Annotated in this window: 15 protein-coding genes and 1 pseudogene; all 16 read left to right on the top strand. The window is 69.0% G+C overall.

The genetic code is table 11. The features are described 5' to 3' along the window. Positions 1 to 51 precede the first annotated feature (51 nt). On the top strand, positions 52 to 930 hold the full coding sequence (locus tag ACIWVC_RS17400; RefSeq protein ID WP_396454323.1) for a DUF6612 family protein: 879 nt from the start codon (positions 52 to 54) through the stop codon (positions 928 to 930). A gap of 327 nt (positions 931 to 1,257) precedes the next feature. Next, entirely contained in the window at positions 1,258 to 1,809 is a 552-nt protein-coding gene (gene rplJ, locus ACIWVC_RS17395) for a 50S ribosomal protein L10 (RefSeq protein WP_396448389.1), read from the top strand. A gap of 55 nt (positions 1,810 to 1,864) precedes the next feature. After that, entirely contained in the window at positions 1,865 to 2,257 is a 393-nt protein-coding gene (gene rplL / locus ACIWVC_RS17390) for a 50S ribosomal protein L7/L12 (RefSeq protein WP_396448390.1), read from the top strand. A gap of 533 nt (positions 2,258 to 2,790) precedes the next feature. After that, the gene (locus ACIWVC_RS17385) at positions 2,791 to 3,903 is read left to right on the top strand and encodes an ABC transporter ATP-binding protein (protein WP_396448391.1); all 1,113 of its coding nucleotides are present in this window, start codon (positions 2,791 to 2,793) and stop codon (positions 3,901 to 3,903) included. Then, complete coding sequence (locus tag ACIWVC_RS17380) at positions 3,903 to 4,760, top strand: MlaE family ABC transporter permease (RefSeq protein ID WP_396448392.1); 858 nt, start codon at positions 3,903 to 3,905, stop codon at positions 4,758 to 4,760. Before ACIWVC_RS17385 ends, ACIWVC_RS17380 begins: the two co-directional genes overlap by 1 nt. Further along, positions 4,760 to 5,608: an MlaE family ABC transporter permease gene (locus ACIWVC_RS17375; protein WP_396448393.1), complete on the top strand. Its 849-nt coding sequence runs from the start codon at positions 4,760 to 4,762 to the stop codon at positions 5,606 to 5,608. The genes ACIWVC_RS17380 and ACIWVC_RS17375 overlap by 1 nt, the downstream gene beginning before the upstream one ends. Positions 5,609 to 5,669: 61 nt before the next feature. Continuing rightward, positions 5,670 to 6,977 carry an MCE family protein gene (locus ACIWVC_RS17370; RefSeq protein ID WP_396448394.1) on the top strand — a complete coding sequence of 436 codons (1,308 nt, stop codon included), beginning with the start codon at positions 5,670 to 5,672 and terminating at the stop codon, positions 6,975 to 6,977. Continuing rightward, the gene (locus tag ACIWVC_RS17365; protein WP_396454322.1) at positions 6,974 to 8,005 is read left to right on the top strand and encodes an MCE family protein; all 1,032 of its coding nucleotides are present in this window, start codon (positions 6,974 to 6,976) and stop codon (positions 8,003 to 8,005) included. Before ACIWVC_RS17370 ends, ACIWVC_RS17365 begins: the two co-directional genes overlap by 4 nt. Further along, positions 8,006 to 9,067 (top strand): MCE family protein, encoded by a 1,062-nt coding sequence (locus ACIWVC_RS17360; protein WP_396454321.1) that lies wholly within the window; start codon positions 8,006 to 8,008, stop codon positions 9,065 to 9,067. A gap of 14 nt (positions 9,068 to 9,081) precedes the next feature. Further along, positions 9,082 to 10,368, top strand: a complete 1,287-nt coding sequence (locus ACIWVC_RS17355) for an MCE family protein (protein WP_396454320.1) — start codon at positions 9,082 to 9,084, stop codon at positions 10,366 to 10,368. Continuing rightward, complete coding sequence (locus ACIWVC_RS17350) at positions 10,365 to 11,666, top strand: MCE family protein (protein WP_396454319.1); 1,302 nt, start codon at positions 10,365 to 10,367, stop codon at positions 11,664 to 11,666. The genes ACIWVC_RS17355 and ACIWVC_RS17350 overlap by 4 nt, the downstream gene beginning before the upstream one ends. Beyond that, positions 11,663 to 13,117, top strand: coding sequence for an MCE family protein (locus ACIWVC_RS17345; RefSeq protein ID WP_396448401.1), 1,455 nt, complete (start codon positions 11,663 to 11,665; stop codon positions 13,115 to 13,117). The genes ACIWVC_RS17350 and ACIWVC_RS17345 overlap by 4 nt, the downstream gene beginning before the upstream one ends. Positions 13,118 to 13,127: 10 nt before the next feature. Further along, complete coding sequence (locus ACIWVC_RS17340) at positions 13,128 to 13,616, top strand: hypothetical protein (RefSeq protein ID WP_396448402.1); 489 nt, start codon at positions 13,128 to 13,130, stop codon at positions 13,614 to 13,616. Beyond that, entirely contained in the window at positions 13,613 to 14,704 is a 1,092-nt protein-coding gene (locus ACIWVC_RS17335) for a hypothetical protein (RefSeq protein ID WP_396448403.1), read from the top strand. The genes ACIWVC_RS17340 and ACIWVC_RS17335 overlap by 4 nt, the downstream gene beginning before the upstream one ends. Positions 14,705 to 15,103: 399 nt before the next feature. Further along, entirely contained in the window at positions 15,104 to 18,580 is a 3,477-nt protein-coding gene (gene rpoB, locus ACIWVC_RS17330) for a DNA-directed RNA polymerase subunit beta (protein WP_396454318.1), read from the top strand. Positions 18,581 to 18,599: 19 nt separating this feature from the next. Then, a pseudogene (locus ACIWVC_RS17325) lies at positions 18,600 to 19,001 on the top strand (DNA-directed RNA polymerase subunit beta'); the annotation flags it as partial.

Genomic DNA, 19,001 nt, shown 5'->3' with positions numbered 1-19,001 from the left:
TGTCCGGCCCGCGCGCCCGGGCGACCAGACGCAAGAAGGAGAACCCCCACGATGATCCGCCGTTTCGCCGCCGGTACGGCGCTGGCCACCGGCCTCGCCCTGTCCCTGACCGGCTGCCTCGGAGACGCCGGCAAGAAGGTGGACGAGGCCGGCAAGAACATCAAGATGACGGCCGCGCAGGTGCTCGGCAAGGCCGCGGAGAAGACCGGCCAGATCGACTCGTTCAAGGCCGATCTGGCGATGCGGACCTCCGGCGCGGCCGGCGGCGACATGACGATGAACGGCACCATGCAGTACCGGACGAAGCCCGACGTCGCCTACAGCATGAACTTCACCGACATGACCATCGGGGGCAAGTCGGTGGGCGCCATGGAGCAGCGCCTGGTGGGCGGCAACATGTACATGAAGATGCCGGTGCTGTCGCAGCTGCCGGGCGGCGGGTCGCGCAAGCCCTGGATCAAGATCTCGCTGGACGAGCTGAGCCGGAAGTCCGGCATGAACATCGACGAGATGCTGCAGCAGTCCCGCCAGATGGACCCGGTGCAGAACACCAAGATGCTGACCGCGTCCAAGGACGCGCGCGAGGTCGGCGAGGAGACGATCGACGGCGTCAAGACGACGCACTACACCGGCACCTACCGGATGGAGGACGCGATCGCCAAGCTGCCTCCGAAGCAGCAGGAGGCGTACCGCAAGACGCTCGGCCAGATGGGCTTGGACAACATGCACTTCGACCTCTGGGTGGACGGGCAGCAGCTGCCCCGCAAGATGACGATGAACGCCCCCCAGGGCGCCGAGGGCGACCTGACCGTGACGACGAAGTACCGCGACTTCGGCAAGCCGGTGCAGATCGTGGCCCCGCCGGCGAGCCAGGTCGCCGACTTCGGCGAGCTGATGAGCGGGCTCGGCTCCGGGGTGCCGCGCACCTGACCCGGGCACCGGCCGGACGATGGAGGGGCCGCGCACCCGCGAGGTGCGCGGCCCCTCCGCCGTTCCGCCGATTTGGTAAGTGCGATCGCGAGCACGTACTCTGTTCGATGCCGAAGACCGCCGGTCGTCGCCTCTGCGAGGCGACCGAAGGACCCGACTCCGTCGGGCGGCCTGCGTAGGCGAGACGAGAGCTTCCGCATGGCCTCCGTGCCGTGCCTGGACGCCCCGTGCGCCTGCGCCGGGGCGTTTTTTGGTGGATCGGCGCCCCTCTCCCGCATCGCGCGGACGGGCGCGGATCGGACCACCCAGGTAATCGGAAGGAGGGCTATGGCCAAGCCCCACAAGGACGCGGCGATCGCCGAGCTCAAGAACGAGTTCGAGAGCTCCAGCGGCGCCGTGCTGACCGAGTACCGCGGGCTCAGCGTCGCGCAGGTCAAGGAGCTGCGCGACAACCTCGGCGAGAACGCGCGGTTCCGCGTGGTGAAGAACACGCTGACCAAGCGCGCCGCGAACGAGGCCGGCGTCGACGAGCGGTTCCGCGACCTGCTCGTAGGCCCGTCGGCCATCGCGTTCGTGCGCGGCGACGTGGTCGAGGCCGCCAAGGGCCTGCGCGACTTCGCCAAGGCGAACCCGATGCTGGTGATCAAGGGCGGATTCATCGACGGTCAGGCGATGGACGCCGCCGAGATCACCAAGCTGGCGGACCTCGAGTCGCGCGAGGTCCTGCTCGCCAAGCTGGCCGGTGCGATGAAGGGCTCGATGGCGAACGCCGCCGCGCTGTTCAACGCCCTGCCGACGCAGGCGGCCCAGCTCGCCGAGGCGCTGCGCGCCAAGCGCGAGTCCGGCGGCGAGGCCGCCGACGCGCCCGCCGCCGAGTAGGCACACCCGCGGTTCCCGTACACCCGAGATTTCAAGCCATAGCGGAGGAAACATCATGGCGAAGCTCAGCACCGACGAGCTGCTCGACGCTTTCAAGGAGATGACCCTTCTCGAGCTCTCCGAGTTCGTGAAGCAGTTCGAAGAGGTCTTCGACGTCAAGGCCGCCGCGCCCGTCGCGGCCGTGGCCGCCGCGCCGGGCGCCCCCGCGGCCGGCGGCGGCGAGGAGGCCGCCGCGCAGGACGAGTTCGACGTCATCCTCGAGGGTGCCGGCGACAAGAAGATCCAGGTCATCAAGGAGGTCCGCGCGCTGACGAGCCTCGGCCTCAAGGAGGCCAAGGACCTGGTCGACAGCGCGCCGAAGCCGCTGCTGGAGAAGGTCAACAAGGAGACCGCCGACAAGGCCAAGGAGGCCCTGGAGAAGGCCGGCGCCTCGGTCACCGTCAAGTAGGACGCTCCAGAGCTCCGGAGCCCGCGGCTCCACCGCTCTCCAAGGAGGCGGTCATCCCTTCGGGGGTGGCCGCCTCCTTCGCGTCCGCGCCGGAGTGCTCAAGCCCGCTCAGCCGGCGGCCGGTTTCCTGTGCGGGAGTGATAAAGGTCCGCGGAAAAGCGTGTGCCGCGGCGGGTTGTGTGGTCATCGGCGGGCGGCGTACCGTCCCGTTCTGACGCTGTGGTCACACTGGGCGGCTCCCGTCCCCGCCGCCCGGCCCGCCGGACGGCGGCCGGACCCGGTCTTGAGGCGCTGGTTCTTGGACCACTAGTCTCACAGGCGTCGTAAGTAACGATTGTCTTACGACGTCGCATTTAGCCGCTGATCTGGATCGGAACCCCTTCCATTTGGACGGCGGGCCGCTACGGTAGTGAAACCCGGCGCGGCTACCGGACGGTAGCAACACGGCGGACACGCCGTGTGACGACAGCAAGAGCCTGAGTGCTACTCGCTCATTGGTTCGGGATTCCCCCGGCCTGGACGAAAGGTGACGAGTGGGCGTCGAGATCAGAGTCGAGGGCCTGACGAAGTCCTTCGGCCGCCAGGTGATCTGGCAGGACGTGTCGCTGACCATTCCCGCAGGTGAGATCTCCGTTCTTCTGGGCCCGTCCGGTACCGGCAAGTCGGTCTTCCTGAAGTCGCTCGTCGGGCTGCTCAAGCCCGACCGGGGGCACATCTGGATCGGCGACAGGGACCTCCCCTACCTCCCCGAGTCGCAGCTCTACGAGACCCGCAAGCTGTTCGGCGTCCTGTTCCAGGACGGCGCGCTCTTCGGCTCGATGAACCTGTTCGACAACATCGCCTTCCCGCTGCGCGAGCACACCAAGAAGTCCGAGTCCGAGATCAAGCGCATCGTGCTCGAGAAGATGGAGATGGTCGGTCTCCTCGGCGCCGAGCACAAGCTCCCCGGTGAGATCTCCGGCGGTATGAAGAAGCGCGCCGGCCTCGCCCGCGCGCTCGTGCTGGACCCCGAGATCCTCCTGGTGGACGAGCCGGACTCCGGCCTCGACCCGGTCCGCACCGCGTTCCTTAACCAGGTGTTCATCGACCTGAACGCGCAGATCGGCGCGACGTTCCTCATCGTCACCCACGACATCAACACGGCGCGGACCGTCCCGGACAACATCGGCCTGCTGTACCAGCGCAACCTCGCCATGTTCGGGCCCCGGGAGATGCTGCTGTCCAGCGAGGAGCCGGTCGTCCGGCAGTTCCTCAACGCCAGCAAGGTCGGCCCGATCGGCATGTCGGAGGAGAAGGACGCCTCCGAGCTGGAGGCCGAGGCGAAGATGGGCCTGGACGCCGGGAAGCTGCCGCCCATCCCGCCGCAGCAGATGCCGAGCAACGGGATGATCCGGGCCGGCATGCACGCGCCCGGCGCGTGGTGCGCCGCGCACGGCGTCACCCCGCCGCCCGGCTCGTTCATCGACGACCTCGGCCGCAACTGGGTGGAGGAGTGGCCGCGGTACGTGGCGTCCATGACGCCGGTCGGCGCTCCCCCGCAGGGCGGCCCCGGCGGACCGCCGCCCGGCCCGCCCCCCGGCGGCTCCGGCGGCCAGTTCCCCGGCAACCCGCCGCCCGGCCGGCACGCGGGCGGTGCGAAGTACTGATGTCCACTCCTCAGGAATCCGGCATCGGCGCGGGCCGGCGAGAGGGGAAGGGCGGCGGCTCGGCGGCGACGTTCCGCAAGGTCGGGGACGGCGCGGCGAACGTGCTCGTCAAGGAGCCCGGACGGTTCTTCGCCCTGTGCCTCGACACCGCCCGCGCGACGTTCCAGTGGCCGTTCCAGTGGCGCGAGTTCGTCCAGCAGGCCTGGTTCATCGTCAGCGTCACCGTCGTCCCCACCATGCTGGTCGCCATCCCGTTCGGCGGCGTGCTGTCGCTGCAGGTCGGCGGGCTGATCCGGCAGCTCGGCGCGCAGTCCTTCACCGGCGCGACCGCGGTCGTCGCGATCGTCCGGGAGGCCAGCCCGCTGGTCACCTCGCTGCTGGTCGCCGGCGCCGCCGGGTCGGCGATGTGCGCCGACATCGGCTCCCGGAAGATCCGCGAGGAGATCGACGCGATGGAGGTGCTGGGCATCAACCCCCTGCACCGCCTGGTGGTCCCGCGGATGTTCGCCTGCGCGTTCGTCGCGCTGTTCCTCAACGGCCTGGTGTCGGTGGTCGGCCTCATGGGCGGCTACTTCTTCAACGTCATGCTGCAGGGCGGCACGCCCGGCGCGTACCTGGCGTCGTTCAACGCGATCGCGCAGCTGCCCGACCTGCTGCAGGCCGAGTTCAAGGCGTTCGTGTTCGGCATCACCGCCGGCCTCGTCGCCGCGTACAAGGGGCTGAACGCCAAGGGCGGGCCGAAGGGCGTCGGCGACGCGGTCAACCAGACCGTCGTCATCACCTTCATGCTGCTGTTCCTGGAGAACTTCTTGATCTCCACGCTGTACTTCCAGTTCGTCCCTTCGAAGGGGATGTGATGGCTACCCCCGGCAAGACGGGCAAAGCGGTCTCCCGCGCGGTGAGCGCCCCGCTGGAGCGCCTGGACGACTTCGGCCACCAGATGTCGTTCTACGCCCGCGCGTTCGCGTGGGTGTTCCGGGTGCTGCACCGGTACCGCACCGAGGTGCTGCGGCTGCTGGCCGAGGTGAGCCTCGGCACCGGCGGCCTCGCGGTGATCGGCGGCTCGGTGGTGATCGTCGGCTTCATGACGTTCTTCACCGGCAGCCAGGTCGGCCTGCAGGGCTACGAGTCGCTGAACCAGATCGGCACCGCCGCGTTCACCGGGTTCGTCGCGTCCTACTTCAACACGCGCGAGATCGCGCCGCTGGTGTCGGCGCTGGCGCTGTCGGCGACGGTCGGCTGCGGCTTCACCGCGCAGCTCGGCGCGATGCGGATCTCCGACGAGATCGACGCGCTGGAGGTCATGGCCGTCCCGTCGATGCCGTTCCTCGTCACGACCCGGATGCTGGCGGGCCTGATCGCGGTCATCCCGCTGTACATCGTCGGCCTGCTCGCCTCCTACGGCGCGACGCGGGTGATCGTGACGATGTTCTACGGCCAGTCGACCGGCACCTACGACCACTATTTCCATTTGTTCCTACCGCCGATCGACATCTTGTGGTCCTTCGGCAAAGTGATCATCTTCGCGGTGCTGGTGATGCTGATCCACTGCTACTACGGCTACCACGCGAGCGGCGGCCCGGCGGGCGTCGGCGTCGCGGTGGGGCGCGCGGTGCGCACCAGCATCGTCGTGATCAACGTGGCGGACCTGCTGCTCGGCATGGCCATCTGGGGCACCACGACGACCGTGCGGATCGCGGGGTGACGGCCGTGAGCGCAGCGAACCGGGGGGCGCCCGGGGCCGTCCCGGCACAGGGGGTGCGCCGATGAGCGAGCGCGTTCGTTACCGGCTGCTCGGCATCGGGATGGTCCTGGTGATCGTCCTGCTGCTCGCGCTGACCGTGGCGCTGTACAACAAGGCGTTCAAGCCCGTGACCGAGGTGACGGTGAAGACCGAGCGGGCCGGGCTGCAGCTGCTGCCGCACTCGGACGTGAAGGTCCGCGGGCTGATCGTCGGCGAGGTGCGCGGCGCCGACGCCACCTCCGACGGGGCGACGCTGCACCTCGCGCTCGACCCGGGCAAGGCGAAGCTGATCCCCCGGAACGTGCAGGCGCGGCTGCTGCCGAAGACGCTGTTCGGCGAGAAGTACGTGGACCTGCAGATCCCCGCCCAGCCGGCCCCGCTCGGGCTGCGCGAGGGCCAGGTCATCCAGCAGGACCGCTCGCAGGCCGCGGTCGAGATCGACAAGGTGCTGAACGACCTGCTGCCGCTGCTGCAGGCGGTCAAGCCCGCCGAGCTGAACGCGACGCTGAACGCCCTCGCCACCGCGCTGCAGGGCCGCGGCGACCAGATCGGCCGGAACCTGGAGCAGGCGGACGACCTGCTGCGCAAGATCAACCCGCAGCTCGGCACGCTGGTGCACGACCTGCACGGCCTGGCCGACGTGTCCGACATCTACGCCGCGGCCGCGCCCGACCTGCTGCAGACGCTCCGCAACCTCAACGTGACCAGCCGCACGATCACCGACAAGCGCGGCACGATCGAGCAGCTGATCCCCGCGACGACCGCGCTGGCGCAGGACGGCGACGTGTTCATGCGGCACAACGGGCCGAAGATCATCGGCGTGAACATCGCGAACCGGGACGTCGCGAGCCTGGTGGCGCGGTACTCGCCGTCCCTCCCGTGCGTGTTCGCCGGGCTGATGAAGCTGAAGCCGGAGGCCGAGCGGGTGGCCGGCGGCGGCGGCTCCAAGACCTTCAACCTGACGGTCGAGATCGTCAAGCCGCGGCCGGGCTTCAAGTACCCGCTGGACCTGCCGGAGGCCAAGGACCACCGCAACCCGCGCTGCTACGGCCTGCCGAACCCGAAGGTGCCGTCCCCCGACTACCTGGCGCTCGACGGCACGCAGGACGACCTCTGGTGGAAGAACCCCGACGACCCCAACGGCAACGGCGGCAGCCGCGGCCGGGCGCTGTCGAACGTGTTCGTCGACACCGGGTCGCTGACCCCCGAGCAGCAGATCAAGAGCGTGCTCGGGCCGCTGACCCGGACCAACGCCGATGACCTCTCCGACGTGTCGGCGCTGATGTTCGGGCCGCTGCTGCAGGACGGATCGGTGGTGACGATCAAGTGAGGACGACGAGTGCGGCGATCAAGCTGGGCATCTTCGTGGTCGTCACCACGGTGGCCACCGGCATCCTCGCGATGACGATCGCCAACGTCCGGTTCCGGGAGACCCGCGAGTACAAGGCGATCTTCACGGACGTGACCGGGCTGCTGGACAACGACGACGTCCGCGTCGCCGGCGTCCGCATCGGCCAGATCGAGGACATCAAGCTCTACAAGGGCGACAAGGCCGAGGTGACGTTCAGCGTCGAGAAGGACGGCCCGTTCAAGGCGGGGCTGCCGGCGTCGACGCAGGCGCAGATCCGCTACCGGAACCTGATGGGGCAGCGGTACCTCGCGCTGACCGACGGCGCAGGGCAGGCCAACGACTACCTGAAGCCCGGCGGGACGATCCCGGTCTCGCAGACCAAGCCGGCGCTGGACCTGACGACGCTGTTCAACGGCTTCCGGCCGCTGTTCCGCGCGCTGGAGCCGAAGGACGTCAACACGCTGGCCATGCAGATCATCCAGGTGCTGCAGGGCGAGGGCGGGACGATCAACAGCCTGCTCGCGCACGTCGCGTCGCTGACCAACACGCTCGCCGACCGGGACCGCGTCATCGGCCAGGTGATCGACAACCTGAACACCGTGCTCGGCACCATCGACGAGCGGCACCAGCAGGTCGACCAGCTGGTGCGGGACCTGCGCGCCTTCATCAGCGGCGTCTCCGGCGACCGCAAGGCGATCTTCGACTCGGTCGCCGCGATCAACGAACTGACCGGCACGACGCAGGACCTGCTCTCCGACGCGCGGCCCGGCATCAGGGACGACATCGCGGGGCTGCGCAAGCTCGCCGGGACGTTCGACGCCAACGGCGCCGTGATCGACAAGGGGCTGAAGCGGTCGCCGAAGCGGCTGGAGGGGCTGGTGAACATCTCCTCCTACGGCTCCTGGTTCAACATGTACATCTGCGGCCTCGACGCGCGGGTGCGGCTGCCGGGCGGACCGGTCTACCAGACCCCGGCGATCGTGAACGAGAACGCGAGGTGCAAGTAGATGAGGATCCCGTTCCGGGAACGCAACCCGGTCCCCATCGGGCTCTCCGCGTTCGCGATCATCGCCGTCCTGGTGGTCCTGGCGATGAACCTGGAGAACATCCCGTTCATCTCCGGCGGCAGGACCCACACCGCCGCGTTCAAGGAGGCGGCCGGGCTGAAGGCCGACGAGGAGGTCCGCATCGCGGGCGTCAAGGTCGGCAAGGTCACCGGCCTGGAGCTGGACGGCGACCACGTCAAGGTCACCTTCCGGGTCGACGACGGCGTCCGGCTGGGCGACCGCACCGAGGCCGGCATCAAGATCAAGACGCTGCTCGGCGCGCACTACCTGGAGCTCACCCCGCGCGGGAAGGGCCGGCTCGGCCGCAACATCCCGATCGAGCGGACGCACACCCCGTTCGAGGTCGTCCCGGCGATCAGCGAGCTGAGCCAGCGGGTCGGCGCGATCGACGTCCAGCAGGTCGCGAAGTCGTTCGACGTGCTGTCGGAGACGTTCAAGAACTCGCCGGAGGAGGTGCGGGCGTCGCTGCAGGGGCTGCGCCGGCTGTCCGACACGATCGCGTCGCGTGACGACGAGCTGCACGAGCTGGCCGGCAAGGCCAAGGACGTCTCGGAGCTGCTCGCCGACCGCAACCAGGACTTCGCGAAGCTCGTCCAGGACGGCGACAAGGTGCTGCAGGCGGTGCAGGCGCGCCGCGCCGTCATCCACCAGCTGCTGATCAACACCGTGACCCTGTCGCAGCAGGTGAACGCGCTGATCAAGGAGAACGAGAAGCAGCTGCGGCCGATGCTGGACAACCTGGCGAAGGTCAACCGGATCCTGCTGAAGAACCAGAACAACCTGGACCGGATCCTGCAGCTGTTCGCGCCGTTCGCGCGGCAGTTCTCGGACGTCACCGGCACCGGGCGCTGGTTCGACTCGTGGATCCAGAACCTGCTGCCGATCCCCGCCTCGATCCAGGACGCCCCCGGCGGGACCGCGACGAAGAAGCAGGGCGGCCAGAACGGCAACCAGACGCAGACCGGCAACAAGAGCGACAACCCGTTGCCGTTCCTCCCGTGAGCAGGCAGGTCACAGTGCGCAACTCAGCAACCGTCCTCCGCATCGGCGGCGCGATCCTCGCCGTCGCCGTGCTGGTGGCCGCGCTCCTGCTGATCCTCCAGGAGCCGAAGCAGCGCCACCTGACGGCGTACTTCACCAAGACCGTCGGCCTGTACAAGGGCGCGGACGTCCGCATCCTCGGCATCCCGGTCGGGGAGGTCACCAGCGTCGAGCCGGCCGGCGACTCGGTCAAGGTCGAGCTGAAGTACGACGCCAAGTACAAGGTGCCCGCCGACGCGCAGGCCGTCATCATCAACCAGACGCTCGTCGCCGACCGCTACATCCAGCTGACGCCGGTCTACAAGGGCGGCGCCGTCCTCGCCGACGGCGCGACGCTCACCACGAGCCGCACCGCCGTCCCGGTCGAGGTGGACGAGGTCGGCGGCAGCCTCAACGACCTCACCAAGGCCCTCGGCCCGCAGGGCGCGAACGCGCCCGGCGCGGACGGCCAGCAGGGGTCGCTGTCGCGGCTGCTGCAGGTCGGCGCCGCGAACCTGGAGGGGCAGGGCGACGACATCCGGCAGACGATCGCGGACGCGTCCAAGGCGCTCAGCACGCTGAGCACCGACCGCGGCGACGTCGCCGAGACGATCAAGAACCTGCGGATCATCACCGACGCGATGAAGGCGAACGACCAGCAGATCAAGTCGTTCACCGGGCACCTCAACGGGGTGTCGGCGCAGCTCGCGGGGGAGAAGGAGGAGCTGAGCGCGGCCCTCAACACCCTCGCCCCGACGCTGCGGAACGTGCAGCGGTTCGTCAAGGACAACCGCACCGAGCTCGCCGCGAACGTCCGGCAGCTCGCGCAGATCACCGGCGTGCTGGTCAAGGAGAAGGACGCGCTCGCCGAGATCCTCACCGCCGGCCCGCTGGCGGTCAACAACCTGGCCCGCGCCTACGACCCGATCAGCGGCACGATCCACACCCGCGACAACTTCCGCCAGTTCCACGACCTGGCCGACTGGATCTGCTCGCTGGCGTACTCGGTCGGCACGCCCGCCAAGGAATGCCTCGACTTCGTCAAGCCGTACAACGGCATCGGCAAGGCGCTGACCGGCTTCAGCCTCGACCTGTCGTGGATCACGGCGCTGACCACGCACTACGACCCGGTGCCGATCCCGCCGGACGCCTACGGACCGGGCGCCGGGCCCGGCAAGCCGGGCAAGACCGCGAAGACGAGCACGACCAAGAAGACCGCGACGGCCGGGACCGGCAGCAGGCCCGGCGACCTCAGCGCGCTGCTGCCGGGAGGTGGCCGATGAGCAGGACACGGCCGAAGCGCCGCGCCCGCCTGCTGGGCGCCGCCGTGATCGCCGCGGCGACGGCCCTGTCGGGCTGCTCGTTCAACGGCGTGTCGTCGCTGCCGCTGCCCGGCGGCCCCGACCTCGGCTCGCACCCCATCACCGTCAAGATCGAGTTCGCGAACGTGCTGGACCTCGTCCCGCAGTCCGCGGTCAAGGTCAACGACGTGTCGGTGGGCAAGGTCGAGGACATCGAGCTCGCCGGCGGCGTCCCCGGCCAGCCCGGCTGGCACGCCCTCGTCACCGTGAAGATGCGCGGGGACGTGAACCTCCCCGACAACGCGATCGCGACGGTCGGCCAGACGAGCCTCCTCGGCGAGAAGTTCGTGCAGATCGAGCCGCCGAGGTACGAGGCGCCGAACGGCAGGCTCGGCACCGGCGACCTGATCCCGCTGAACCGCACCTCCCGCGGCACCGAGATCGAAGAGGTGCTGTCGGCGATGTCGCTGCTGCTGAACGGCGGCGGGCTGGAGCAGGTCTCCACGATCAGCCATGAGCTGCAGGCCGCGATGAACGGCCGGACGAGCACGATCCGGTCGGTGCTGGAGCGGGTCGACACCTTCGCCGGCACGCTGGACCGCAACCGCGCCGCGATCACCCGCGCGCTGGACAGCATCGACCGGCTGACCGGAAAGCTCGCCGACGAGCGCAAGACGATCCGGGACACCATCGACGAGACGGGCCCCGCGATCGACGTCCTCAACCGCAACCGCGCCGACCTCACCAAGATGCTGGTCGCGCTGAACAAGCTCAGCCGCACCACCACCAACGTGATCGACCGGTCGAAGGCCGACCTGCTGGCCAACCTGCGGGACATCGACAAGATCCTGCAGAACCTCAACAAGGCCGGCAACGACCTGCCGCGGTCGCTGGAGAGCCTGATCACCTTCCCGTTCCCCGCGACGTTCGAGAACGTCATCGCGGGCGACTACGGCAACGTCCGGCTGACCGTCGACCTGGACTTCGAGTCCATCGCACGGAACCTGCTCGGCGGCACCGACCTGGAGGGGATGCTCGGCAGCGGCCGGCAGATGCGCAACATGCTGCAGGTCCCGAACGTCACGCTGCCCGACTCCCCGCTCGGCGTCCTCCCGCAGTCGCCCGGGGGCGTCCCCGGGCTGCCCGGCCAGTCGACGCCGGCTCCGAAGACGACGCCGACAACGAAGAAGACGTCCGGCACGCCGGCGCCGCAGCGGACCGGGGCGCTCGGCTCCGATGACGGCGGCCTGCGGACCCTGATGACGGGGGGCCTCTCGTGATCCTCAAGCGCGGCGTCATCGTCCAGCTGATCGCGTTCGCCGTCATCACGGTCGTCGGCGTGGCGATCGTCTCGGTGAACTACATCGGGCTGGGCCGCGACCTGCTCGGCAAGGAGTACGTCGCCTACGTCGACCTGACCGACTCCGGCGGCGTGTTCACCAACGCCGAGGTCACCTACCGGGGCGTCCCGGTCGGGCGGGTCGGGCCGATCGAGCTGACCAAGGAGGGCATCCGCGTCAAGCTGATCCTCGACCGCGGCGAGCGGATCCCCCGCGACGGCACCAAGGCCGTCGTCGCGAACCGGTCCGCGGTCGGCGAGCAGTACATCGACCTGGAGCCCACCAAGAAGAGCGGCCCCTACCTCGACGAGGGCAAGCCCTACACGATCCCGAAGGAGCGCACCACGCTGCCGGTCTCCACGGCCGAGCTGCTGCGCAACGTCGACGCGCTCGTCGGGTCGGTCAACACCAAGGACCTCGGCACCATCGTGGACGAGCTGGACAAGGCGTTCTCCGGCTCCGCCGAGGACCTCCAGTCGATCCTGGACGACACGGACCGGCTGCTGAAGACGGCCGACCAGGCGTACCCCGACACCAAGCAGCTCCTGGACAACAGCGTCACCGTCCTGGACACCCAGCGCGGACAGGCCGCCAACATCCGGGGCTTCGCCCGCAACCTGAACGAGCTCACCGCGTCCCTGCGCAACGACGACCCGGCCCTCCGCCGGACCATCGACGGCGTGCCCGGCGCGGTGGACCAGACGCACCGGGCCATCAAGCAGCTCGCGCCGACGCTGCCCGTCCTGCTCGCGAACCTCACCACGACGGGGCAGGTCATCACGTCCCGCCAGGCGGGCCTCCGCTCGCTGTTCATCCTGTACCCGGTGACGGTCGCCGGCGCGTTCACCGTCACGCCCGGCGACGGAACCCAGCACCTCGGCCTCGACCTGAACATCGACTCGCCGCCGCCGTGCACCAAGGGCTATGAGAAGGTCAAGCACCGCTGGCCGCAGGACACGTCCCCGAAGAAGCCGCGCCTGGACGTCGGCTGCAAGGCGCCGCACAACGCGCCCACCGCCGTCCGCGGCTGGCGCAACTTCCCCAAGGACGAGATCCTGCCGTACCCGCAGGTCCCGGCGGGCGCCACCGCGGGCGCCGGCTTCCCGGACGGCGGCGCGACCGCGACCGGCGGCGGGAAGTCGCAGGCCGCGGGCAAGAGCGACGCGGGGACGAAGGCCGCCGCGGCGGCCCCGACCGGCCAGATCGACGACGGCCGGCTGATCCTTTCCTATCCGTCCGATTCAGTGGAGTTCGCTGGATACGATCCAACGACCGGTGCGGTCTACGGGCCGGACGGCAAGCGATACGTCATGCCGCGCAGCGCCGGAACCCGTCAGTTGGGAGAGGAATCCTCGTGGAAGTGGCTCCTGCTCGGACCGTTGAGCCAGTGAGGCGGACCCGATGAGGCGCCGGCTGCCCCTGGTCACCGCCATCACGCTCAGCGTCATTGTGGTCGGCCTGGCCATCGCGTCGGGCTGGCTCGGCGTCGTCTCCCTCCGCAACAAGGACGAGGCCGACCAGCGGGCGAAGGCGATCCAGTCGGCGCGGCAGATGGGCGTCAACCTGATGTCGCTCGACGCCGCGACCGCGCAGCGCGACCTGGACCGCATCGTGGCCGGCACCACCGGAGACCTGAAGAACAAGCTGGCGAGCCAGTCGAACGCCTTCATGCAGCAGGTGACCAAGGCGAAGGCCAAGTCGACGGTCAGTGACGTCGACGCCGCGCTGGTCTCCATGGACGGCGACTCCGCCGAGGTGATGGTCTCCCTCAACGGGACCGTCACCAACGACAAGGTGAAGAACGGTACGCCGCAGGGCTACCGCTACCAGATGGACCTCACGCGGGTCGACGACCGCTGGCTCGTGTCCGGACTGGAGGTTGTCCCGTGACGATGCTCGGCCGGGGCAAGCGCTCCGCCCCCGACAAGGACGCGAAGGGCAAGAAGGACAAGAAGGCCAGGGCCGAGGAGGCGGCGAGGGCCGCCGAGCTGGCTGAGGAGGCCGCCAGGAAGGCCCGCGAGGCCGCCCGCCTGGCCCAGATCGCCGCCGAGGAGGCCGCCGCGGCCGAGGCGGAGGACGCCGAGGAGGCGGAAGAGCCCGCCAAATCCGCGGAGAAGCCCCGCAAGCCGAAGAAGGCCTCCAAAGTCGACCCCACCCCCGAAGACGCCGCAGAGGACGGTTCAGGGTCGTCCGACGACGCCTCAACGCCCGCCGAGGTCGCAGAGGCCGCCGGAACCGGCGTCGAGACCCTCGAAACCGGCGTTGAGAGCGACGCCGAAACCGGCGAGGCCGAGGACGAGGAAGAAGACGGGGCCGCCGAGGCCGGCGAGGCCGTGAAGGCCGGCGACGAGGCCGACGGCGAGGACGACGAAGACGGGGACCGGAAGCCGGCGAAGGCGAAGCGCCTCAAGCTCACGAAGACGCCCAAGGCGGACGCCGAGGACGACGACGACGACGAGGACGAGGACGACGGCGAGCCGCGGAGTGCCCGCCGCCTCGGCATCTCGACGGTGATCGCCGTCCTGGCCGTCCTGACGATCGCGCTCGGCGCCGGCACCACCGCCCTCTACCTCAAGGTGCGCGAGCAGAAGGCGACCGAGCAGGCGAGCAAGGAGGCGGCGATGGCGTCGTCCCGCGCCGCCCAGAAGCTCTCGTCGTACGACTACCAGACGCTCGACGCCGACCTGAAGGCCGCGTCCGCCACCACGACGGGCAAGCTGCACAGCGACTACGAGAAGCTCGCCCAGGAGCTCAGGACCGTCGCCGTCCAGCAGCAGGCCGTCTCCAACACGACGGTGATGAAGGTCGGCGTCGTCAGCGCGACCCCCGACAAGGTCGTCACGCTGATCTACGCCAACCGGTCGTCCGTCACCAAGAACGACAAGCAGCAGCGCCTGCCCGAGCCGCTCCGCATCAAGATGACGATGGTGAAGAAGGACGGCAAGTGGCTGGCCTCCGAACTCACCGTCATCTCCTAGGGCGGCCCGTCCACGGAACCGTCCGGCGGACCCCGCGACCTCGCCCCGAGGCCGCGGGGTCCTGTCGTTTCCGCAGGCTCGCGTGTCCGACGCACCCTGCTCGGGGCCTAAACTGTTACGTTCCTCACTGCAGGTCAGGGCCTGAAAAGTCCAAGTCCGCTCTTGACTGAGAGGCGCTGAGGGGCGATGCTCCATGGCAACGTGATGCATACTGCGGCGCTAGAGTTGCAAGCGGTGTACCAGTCGGCTACACTGCCCCTTTGCGCTGCCCTCTGACTATCCACGTGTGAGTGCACCCCTGCGGGGGTCCTTCGTAGACCCCGAAAGAGCAGGTCTCGGACGTGGATCGTCTGGCGTGCGTGTCGTCAGTTACGCCGCGAGCCCTCGGAAGGACCACTCTTGGCAGCCTCGCGCAACGCCTCGAATACCGCAACCGGTCCGCACCGCGTCTCCTTCGCGCGCATCAAGGAGCCGCTCGAAGTCCCGGACCTCCTTGCACTGCAGACCAACTCCGTTGACTGGCTGCTGGGCAACGAGAGGTGGAAGGCCCGGGTCGAGGCGGCCCAGAAGGCCGGAAGTAAGAGCGTCCCGACCCAGTCGGGGCTGGAGGAGATCTTCGAAGAGATCAGTCCGATCGAGGACTTCTCCGGAACCATGTCCCTGTCGTTCCGCGACCACCGGTTCGAGCCGCCCAAGTACTCCGTCGAGGAGTGCAAGGACAAGGACATGACCTACTCCGCCCCGCTGTTCGTCACGGCGGAGTTCATCAACAACACCACCGGTGAGATCAAGAGCCAGACGGTCTTCATGGGCGACTTCCCGCTCATGACCCCGAAGGGCACCTTCATCATCAACGGCACCGAGCGCGTCGTCGTCTCCCAGCTGACCCGCTCGCCCGGCGTCTACTTCGACCGCGCCCTCGACAAGGCGTCCGACAAGGACATCTACGGCTGCCGGGTCATCCCGAGCCGCGGCGCCTGGCTCGAGTTCGAGATCGACAAGCGCGACAACGTCGGCGTGCGCATCGACCGCAAGCGCAAGCAGCCCGTCACCGTGCTGCTCAAGGCGCTCGGCTGGGACGAGGCGCGCATCCGCGAGCGCTTCGGCTCCTACGAGTCGATCAACGTCACCCTGGAGAAGGACCACACCTCCGGCCAGGACGACGCCCTGCTCGACATCTACCGCAAGCTGCGTCCCGGCGAGCCGCCGACGCGCGAGTCCGCGCAGACGCTGCTGGAGAACCTGTACTTCAACCCGAAGCGGTACGACGTCGCCAAGGTCGGCCGCTACAAGATCAACAAGAAGCTCGGCCTCGACCTGGACATGCGCCAGGGCACCCTGACCGAAGAGGACATCGTCGCCACGGTCGAGTACCTCGTCCGGCTGCACGCCGGCGAGGAGGAGGCCACCCTCGGGGCCGTCCCCGTGCCGATCGAGGTCGACGACATCGACCACTTCGGCAACCGGCGGCTGCGCACGGTCGGCGAGCTGATCCAGAACCAGGTCCGGCTCGGCCTGGCCCGGATGGAGCGCGTCGTCCGCGAGCGGATGACCACCCAGGACGTCGAGGCGATCACGCCGCAGACCCTGATCAACATCCGGCCGGTCGTCGCCTCCATCAAGGAGTTCTTCGGCACCAGCCAGCTCTCCCAGTTCATGGACCAGACCAACCCGCTGGCCGGGCTGACGCACAAGCGCCGCCTGAACGCGCTGGGTCCCGGTGGCCTGTCGCGCGAGCGGGCGGGCATGGAGGTCCGCGACGTCCACCCGTCCCACTACGGCCGCATGTGCCCGATCGAGACGCCGGAAGGCCCGAACATCGGCCTCATCGGCTCGCTCGCCGCGTTCGGCCGGGTCAACCCGTTCGGGTTCGTCGAGACGCCGTACCGCAAGGTCGTCGACGGCGTGGTCACCGACCAGATCGACTACCTCACCGCCGACGAGGAGGACCGCTACGTCATCGCGCAGGCCAACTCCCTGCTGAACGACGACGGCACCTTCGTCGACGACCGCATCCTGGTCCGCCGCAAGGGCGGCGAGGTCGAGCTGGTCCCCGCCCGCGAGGTCCAGTACATGGACGTCTCGGCGCGGCAGATGACCTCGGTCGCCACCGCGATGATCCCGTTCCTGGAGCACGACGACGCCAACCGCGCGCTCATGGGCTCCAACATGCAGCGCCAGTCCGTCCCGCTGCTGCGCAGCGAGGCGCCGCTGGTCGGCACCGGCATGGAGTACCGCGCCGCGGTCGACGCCGGCGACGTGATCACCGCCGAGAAGGCCGGCGTGATCGAGGAGGTCTCCGCCGACTACGTGACCGTCATGAACGACGACGGCACCCGGACGACGTACCGGGTCGCCAAGTTCAAGCGGTCCAACCAGGGCACCTGCTTCAACCAGAAGCCCATCGTCGACGAGGGGCAGCGGGTCGAGGTCGGCCAGGTCATCGCCGACGGGCCGTGCACCGACAACGGCGAGATGGCGCTCGGCAAGAACCTCCTCGTGGCGTTCATGCCGTGGGAGGGCCACAACTACGAGGACGCCATCATCCTCAGCCAGCGCCTCGTGCAGGACGACGTCCTGTCCTCGATCCACATCGAGGAGCACGAGGTCGACGCCCGCGACACCAAGCTCGGCCCCGAGGAGATCACCCGGGACATCCCGAACGTCTCCGAGGAGGTCCTCGCCGACCTCGACGAACGCGGCATCATCCGCATCGGCGCCGATGTCGTCCCCGGCGACATCCTGGTCGGCAAGGTCACCCCGAAGGGCGAGACCGAGCTCACCCCCGAGGAGCGGCTGCTCCGCGCGATCTTCGGCGAGAAGGCGCGCGAGGTCCGCGACACCTCGCTGAAGGTGCCGCACGGCGAGCAGGGCAAGGTCATCGGCGTCCGGGTGTTCTCCCGCGACGACGGCGACGAGCTCCCGCCCGGCGTGAACGAGCTGGTCCGGGTGTACGTCGCGCAGAAGCGCAAGATCACCGACGGTGACAAGCTGGCCGGCCGGCACGGCAACAAGGGCGTCATCTCCAAGGTGCTCCCGGTCGAGGACATGCCGTTCCTGGAGGACGGCACCCCGGTCGACATCGTCCTGAACCCGCTGGGCGTCCCCGGGCGCATGAACGTGGGCCAGGTCCTGGAGACCCACCTCGGCTGGGTCGCGTCCCGCGGCTGGAAGGTCGAGGGCGACGACGCCGAGTGGAAGCGCGCCCTGAAGGCCATCGGCGCCGACCAGGCCGAGCCCTGGACGAAGACCGCGACGCCGGTCTTCGACGGCGCCCAGGAGAGCGACGTCACCGGCCTGATCGAGAGCACCCTGCCGAACCGCGACGGCCAGCGCCTGGTCGGTCCCGGCGGGAAGGCGCGGCTGTTCGACGGCCGCACCGGCGAGCCCTACAAGGACCCGATCTCGGTCGGCTACATCTACATCCTCAAGCTGCTCCACCTGGTCGACGACAAGATCCACGCGCGCTCGACCGGCCCGTACTCCATGATCACCCAGCAGCCGCTCGGCGGTAAGGCCCAGTTCGGCGGCCAGCGCTTCGGTGAGATGGAGGTCTGGGCGCTGGAGGCGTACGGCGCCGCCTACGCGCTCCAGGAGCTGCTGACCATCAAGTCCGACGACGTCCTCGGCCGCGTGAAGGTGTACGAGGCGATCGTCAAGGGCGAGAACATCCCCGAGCCCGGCATTCCCGAGTCCTTCAAGGTGCTCATCAAGGAGATGCAGTCGCTGTGCCTCAACGTCGAGGTGCTCTCCAGCGACGGCATGTCCATCGAGATGCGCGACACCGACGAGGACGTCTTCCGCGCCGCGGAGGAGCTCGGCATCGACCTCTCCCGCCGTCCGAACGAGGGCGCGATGAGCGTCGACGAGGTCTGAGAACTCAAGGGGAAAACAGTTGCTTGACGTCAACTTCTTCGACGAGCTTCGCATCGGTCTGGCGACCGCCGACGACATCCGCCAGTGGTCGCACGGCGAGGTGAAGAAGCCGGAGACGATCAACTACCGGACCCTCAAGCCGGAGAAGGACGGGCTCTTCTGCGAGAAGATCTTCGGCCCGACCCGGGACTGGGAGTGCTACTGCGGCAAGTACAAGCGCGTCCGCTTCAAGGGCATCATCTGTGAGCGCTGCGGCGTCGAGGTGACCCGCGCCAAGGTGCGCCGCGAGCGGATGGGCCACATCGAGCTGGCCGCGCCGGTCACGCACATCTGGTACTTCAAGGGTGTGCCGTCCCGCCTCGGCTACCTGCTGGACCTGGCCCCGAAGGATCTCGAGAAGATCATCTACTTCGCGGCCTAC

The sequence above is a fragment of the Actinomadura sp. genome, assembly GCF_044508335.1.
Taxonomy (GTDB): Bacteria; Actinomycetota; Actinomycetes; order Streptosporangiales; family Streptosporangiaceae; genus Spirillospora.
This window is presented reverse-complemented; position numbering and strand designations above follow the sequence as displayed.